The following is a 6097-nucleotide window of genomic DNA, read 5'->3' on the forward strand; positions in this document are numbered from 1 at the left end:
CGTGACGACCGACCGCCTGACCGTGACCACCGACCGCCTCACCCGGGTGCCCGGCCTGCTGTACGGCGGGGACTGGAACCCCGAGCAGTGGTCCGAGCAGGTGTGGGCCGAGGACGTGAAGCTGATGGCCGAGGCCGGGGTCAACCTGGTCACCGTCGGCGTCTTCTCCTGGGCCCGCCTCCAACCCGACGCCGACAGCTGGGACTTCGGCTGGCTGGACCGCCTGCTCGACCTCTGCCACCGGCACGGCGTCGCCGTCGACCTGGCCACCGCCACCGCCTCCCCGCCCGCCTGGCTGGTCCGCGCCCACTCCGACCTGCTGCCCGTCACCGCCGACGGCGTCCGGCTGGAGTTCGGCTCGCGCCAGCACTACTGCCCCTCCTCGCCCGCCTACCGCGAGGCCGCCGTCCGGCTCACCCGGGCGCTCGCCGAACGCTACCGCCACCACCCCGCGCTCGCCCTGTGGCACATCCACAACGAGTACGGCGACCACGTCCAGGAGTGCTTCTGCCCCGCCTCGGCCGTCGACTTCCGCCGCTGGCTTCGCGAACGGCACGGCGGCATCGAGGAGTTGAACCGCTCCTGGGGCACCGCCTTCTGGTCGCAGCGCTACACCTCCTTCGAGCAGATCGAGCCGCCGCGCACCGCGCCCGGCCCGGTCAACCCCACCCAGCTGCTGGACTGGCGCCGGTTCTGCTCGGACGCGCTGCTCGCCCTGCACCGCGCCGAGAAGGCCGTCCTGGACGAGGTCTCGCCCGGCGTCCCCGTCACCACCAACTTCATGTCGATGCTCAAGGCGCTGGACTACTGGGAGTGGAGCCGGCACGAGGACCTCGTCTCCGACGACGCCTACCCCGACCCGGCCGACCCGCGCGCCCACGTCAACGCGGCGATGAACTACGACCTGATGCGCTCGCTCAAGGGCGGCCGCCCCTGGCTGCTGATGGAACAGGCCCCCTCCGCGGTCAGCTGGCGGCCGGTCAACGTGCCCAAACGCCCCGGCCTCTACCGCCTCTGGTCGCTCCAGGCACTCGCCCGCGGCGCCGACGGCGTCCTGCACTTCCAGTGGCGCGCCTCGGTGGCCGGCGCCGAGAAGTTCCACAGCGCGATGCTCCCGCACCGGGGCACCGCCGCGCGCGGCTGGCAGGAGACCGTCCGCTTCGGCGCCGAGCTGCGCCGTCTCGGCGAGATCGCCGGCAGCCGGCTGCGCGGACGGGCCGCCGTCCTGCTCGACTGGGACAGCTGGTGGGCGCTGGAACTCGACGACCACCCCTCCGCCCGGATGCGCTGGCCCGAGCTGCTCCGCCCCTGGTACGCGGCGCTGCACGAGCGCGGCGTCACCGTCGACTTCGTCCCGCCCACCGCCGGGCTCGACGGCTACCCGCTGGTGCTCGCCCCCAACCTCTACCTGCTCGACACCGCCACCGCCGACCGGCTCACCGCCTACGTACGGGACGGCGGCCGGCTGGTCTGCGGCCCGTTCAGCGGCATCGCCGACCGGCACGACCACATCCACCCCGGCGGCCACCCCGGGCCGCTGCGCGAACTGCTCGGGATCGTCGTGGACGAGCACTGGCCGATCCCGGACGGCGCGACCACCGCCGTACGGCTGGACGGCGCCGCGCCTGACGGCCCCCGGTCGGACGGCACCGAGCCGCACGCCGAGCCGCACGGCGCCGACCTGCGCGCCGAGCGCTGGAGCGAGTGGATCGAGACCGAGGGCGCCGAGACCCTCGCCCGCTACGCCTCCGGCACACTGGCCGGCCTCCCGGCCGTCACCCGCAACCGGCTGGGCGCCGGCACCGCCTGGTACCTCAGCTGCCATCTCGGCGCCGACACCGGCCGGGTGCTCGACCTGCCGCTCGCCGAAGCCGGCGTGGGCGCCGAACTGCCGGACCTCCCGGCGGACGTCGAGGCCACCCGGCGCCACGCCGCCGACGGCCGCCAGTACCTCTTCCTGCTCAACCACGGCGGCGTCGAACGCCGCGTGCCCCTCGACACGCCCGGCACCGACCTGCTCACCGGCGCCGCCACCGGCGACGCCGTCACCCTCGCGCCGCTCGGCGCCGCCGTCCTCCGACTCCCCGCCGCCGAGGAGCGCCCGTGAACCCGCTGACCCGCCGCCACTTCCTCGCCGCCTCGGCGGTCGCCGCCGCCGGCACCCTGGCCGCCCCGGCCGCCGCCCACGCCCAGGACGGACCGGACACGGTCGACGGCGAGCGCTACGCCGACGTCCTCGACCTGCACGGCACCCCCGCCCAGGCCTACCCCGGCGACGCCCGCGGCAACAACCCGATCACCGTCTTCGCCGACCTCGGCGCCTGGCACGCCTACGCCCTGCCCCGCCCCACCGACCCCCAGGGCGGCTTCACCGGCCCGCTGTACCTCGCCCAGGAGTACCCCTGGTGGCTCAGCGACGGCCTGACCCGCCTCCAGCTCACCGAACAGGGCCGCCCCCTGGACCTCACCGCCGGCGCCCCCGCCCGCGGCACCTCGCTGCCCGGCCTGCTGCGGCTCACCCACGACCTCGGCGCCGGCCTCGCCCTCACCCTGGACCTGCGCTTCGCCGGCAACCGCACCGCCCTGCTCCGCGCCCGCCTCGCCAACACCGGCCCGGCCGTACGGACCCTCACCGCCGCCTGGACCGGCCGGCTGCTGCGCCCCGCCACCGGCCCCCAGCGCGAGGCACCGAAGCTGGTCGCCGCCGAACGCGGCGTGGAGGTGCGCTTCGCCAAGGTCCGGCAGACCTGGGACTACCTCACCGACGGCACCGAGCGCTTCGCCGTCCGCCACGCCCGGCCCGTCCGGGTCGTGCTGAGCGCCGACGGCGACGGCCACCGCACCGAACTCGCCGAGCCCGTACGGCTGGCGCCGGGGGAGACCCGCAGCCTGGACTGGACCGAGAGCTACACCTTCACCGAGGCCGAGTACGCCCGCGCCGCGAAGGAGGCGGACGCCGCGCTGCGCACCCCGGAACGGGTCGCGGCGGAGGGCACCGCCCGCTGGCACGGGTACCTCGTCCGCGCCACCGAGGGCGTCCCGGCCGCCCGCCGCCGTACCGCCGCCAAGTGCGTCCAGACCCTCGTCACCAACTGGCGCAGCCCGGCCGGAAGGATCCGGCACGACGCCGTCACCCCCACGCTCTCCTACAAGTGGTTCAGCGGGGTCTGGGCCTGGGACACCTGGAAGCAGGCCGTCGGCACCGCCGCCTTCGCCCCCGGCCTCGCCGCCGACCAGATCCGCGCCGTCTTCGACCACCAGGTCCCGTCCGGCTCCGCCGAGCGCCCGCAGGACGCCGGGATGGTCCCCGACTGCGTCTTCTACAACGACCAGACCACCGGCGGCGGCAACTGGAACGAGCGCAACTCCAAGCCCCCGCTGGCCTCCTGGGCGGTCTGGGAGGTCTACCGGCGCAGCGGCGACCGAGCCTTCCTGCGCGAGATGCTGCCCAGACTGACCGCCTACCGGGACTGGTGGTACCGCACCCGCGACCACCTCGGCGAGGGCCTGTGCCAGTACGGCGCCACCGTCGACCCGGCCAACGCCACCGCCGAGGACTGCCGGGAGGCGGCGGCCTGGGAGTCCGGCATGGACAACGCCCCGCGCTTCGACACCTCCGCCGTCGTCCCCAACCGGGACGCGAACGGCACGCTGCTCGGCTGGTCGCTCGACCAGCGCTCGGTCGACCTCAACGCCTACCTCGCCGCCGACCACCGCCACCTGGCGCTGATCGCCGCCGAGCTCGGCGACCGGCCCGCCGCCGACCGGCTGCGCGCCGGCGCCGACCGGATCGACACCGCCGTGCGCGACACCATGTACGACCCGGCCACCGGCTGGTTCCACGACACCGACCTGGCCACCGGCGCCCGGCTCACCGCCCGGGGCCGCGGCATCGAGGGCGCGATCCCGCTCTGGTCCGGCACCGCCACCGCCGCCCAGGCCCGTACCGTCCGCCGGCTGCTGCTCGACCCGGCCGAGTTCGGCACCGCCATGCCGTTCCCGACCGTGGCCCGCAGCTCGCCCTCCTTCGACCCCGGCGGCTACTGGCGCGGACTGGCCTGGCTCGACCAGACCTACTTCGCGATCGAGGGTCTGCGCCGCTACGGCTGGGAGCAGGACGCCCGGCGCACCGTCGAGCGGCTGCTGGCCACCGCCGCCGGACTGGCCGGCGACGGCCCGGTGCGGGAGAACTACGACCCGCTGACGGGGGAGGGGCACAGCTCGACCAACTTCAGCTGGTCGGCGGCGCTGCTGCTGCCCCTGCTGCGCACCTGAGCGGCTTTGTCTCCGGGCCGTCCGACCAGGCATGATCGGGGCATGGTCGAACGAGTCATTGCAGCGTGTGACGGAGCAGCCAAGGGCAACCCCGGGCCGGCGGGCTGGGCCTACGTGGTCGCGGACGCCACCGGGGCGCCCCAGCGCTGGCAGGCCGGCGCGCTCGGGCACAGCACCAACAACGTGGGCGAGCTGACGGCGCTGCGGCAGCTGCTGGCCGCGACGGACCCGGCGGTGCCGCTGGAGGTCCGGCTGGACAGCACCTACACCCGCGACTCGGTGACCAAGTGGCTGAAGGGCTGGAAGCGCAACGGCTGGAAGACGGCGGCCGGCAAGCCGGTCGCCAACCAGGAGCTGATCCAGGCGATCGACGCCCTGCTGGAGGGCCGGGACGTCACCTTCGTGTACGTGCCGGCCCACCAGGTGGACGGCGACCCGCTGAACGCCATCGCCGACAAGGCCGCCAGCGACGCCGCCCGCACCCAGCAGGACGCCTCCGGCACCGCCGCCGACCTGCCCGTCCCCGACCCGGCCGCCGCCTCGAAGGCCCCCAAGGCGCGCAGTCCCCGTACGGCATCCGTGTCCTCCACCGGCGGCACGGGCGCCGCCAAGCGGAGCGGCGGCTCGCGCACCCTGAACGCCCGCTTCCCCGGCACCTGCCCGTGCAGCCGCGGGTACGCCAAGGGCGACAAGATCACCAAGGTCGGCGGCTCCTGGGGCCACCCGGAGTGCGCCGCCGCCCACGCCTGACCCGCCGCCCCGTCCGACCGCGAGTACGCCGACGCCGCCGGGTGAGTATCCGTACTCATGCGGCGGCCCGGCCCGGCGGTGGACGATGGTGATCATGAGGAATCGCGCAACGAAGGACGGCCCTGGCCGCCGCACGGCCGTGCGGGTCACGGCGGTGGCCGGGGCCGCCGGGGCCCTGGTGCTCGGCACGGTCGGGTACACGGCGTACGGGGCGGCGGAGGCGGCCTGGACGGGCAAGCCGTACCCCGTGGCGGACCCGGCGGCCGTCGCGCGGCACCTGGACGCCCGGACGCAGACCGTCTACGAGGCCCTCGCGCTGCGCCCGGAGGCGACACCGGCTCCCGACCACCGCGGCGACGACGGGATCACGGCCCGGATCTACGGCGCCTGCTCCGCCCGGGGCCTCTCCCACCTCCTGGAGAGCATGAACGACACCGGCGCCGACCAGCCCCGCACGGCCGCCCTGCGCGCGCGGTTCACCCTCACCGGGGTCACCCGGCCCGAGTGGGAGGAGGCGGTCGGACGGGCCCGGCAGAGCCTGACCGCCCAGGGCTGGACGGTCGCCTCCTCCGACGAGTCCGCCCCGGTCCCCAGCCTGACGCTGACGCCGCCGGACACCGGCCCCGGCTCCCTCGCGGAGAGCGCCTCGCTGCGCTTCGACCCCGCTTACCACACCCTCGAGGTGAGCGCGGGCAGCGAGTGCGCCAGCTACCCCGACGGCACCGCGGTGGACCAGGAGGGCCGCCCGGCCGACCTGCCGACCGGCACGGCGCCGACCCGGCCGCCCGGCCGGTGACCGCGGCCGGCTCCGGCCGGAGGTGAACAGCCGGGCGCCGCGCACCGTACAGACGAGTGGGCGGGGCCCGAAGGGAGGTGAGCCCGGTGATCGTCTCGGAGACGGCGGAGTTCCACGTCGGGGACAGGGTGTGGGTCTACCGCGAGTCCTCCTACGCCGCGGTCGAGTGCGCCGTCGTGGTCGGCGCCCCGGCGGACCGCAGCCTGCGGCTGGAGTACGGGGACGGTCACCGCGGCCACCTCCGCGAGGGCCGGGTCGAGCTGCTCGACCCGCGCT

At 75.7% G+C, this 6097-nt stretch carries 5 protein-coding genes; all 5 read left to right on the plus strand.

The window, feature by feature from the left end; translation table 11 throughout:
- The first annotated feature begins 1 nt into the window (after position 1).
- Positions 2 to 2107 carry a beta-galactosidase gene (locus tag ACFRQN_RS25130; RefSeq protein ID WP_380742300.1) on the plus strand — a complete coding sequence of 702 codons (2106 nt, stop codon included), beginning with the start codon at positions 2 to 4 and terminating at the stop codon, positions 2105 to 2107.
- Complete coding sequence (locus tag ACFRQN_RS25135) at positions 2104 to 4275, plus strand: trehalase family glycosidase (RefSeq protein WP_380742302.1); 2172 nt, start codon at positions 2104 to 2106, stop codon at positions 4273 to 4275. The genes ACFRQN_RS25130 and ACFRQN_RS25135 overlap by 4 nt, the downstream gene beginning before the upstream one ends.
- Positions 4276 to 4317: 42 nt before the next feature.
- Positions 4318 to 5025, plus strand: coding sequence for a ribonuclease H (locus ACFRQN_RS25140; RefSeq protein ID WP_380742304.1), 708 nt, complete (start codon positions 4318 to 4320; stop codon positions 5023 to 5025).
- Between the two features lie 94 nt (positions 5026 to 5119).
- Entirely contained in the window at positions 5120 to 5821 is a 702-nt protein-coding gene (locus ACFRQN_RS25145) for a hypothetical protein (protein WP_147408993.1), read from the plus strand.
- An 86-nt stretch (positions 5822 to 5907) separates the two neighbouring features.
- The coding region (locus tag ACFRQN_RS25150) for a hypothetical protein (RefSeq protein WP_380742306.1) at positions 5908 to 6097 on the plus strand (190 nt) is incomplete at its 3' end.

Origin of the sequence: Kitasatospora sp. NPDC056800 (assembly GCF_042789775.1) — a bacterium.
GTDB lineage: Bacteria > Actinomycetota > Actinomycetes > Streptomycetales > Streptomycetaceae > Kitasatospora.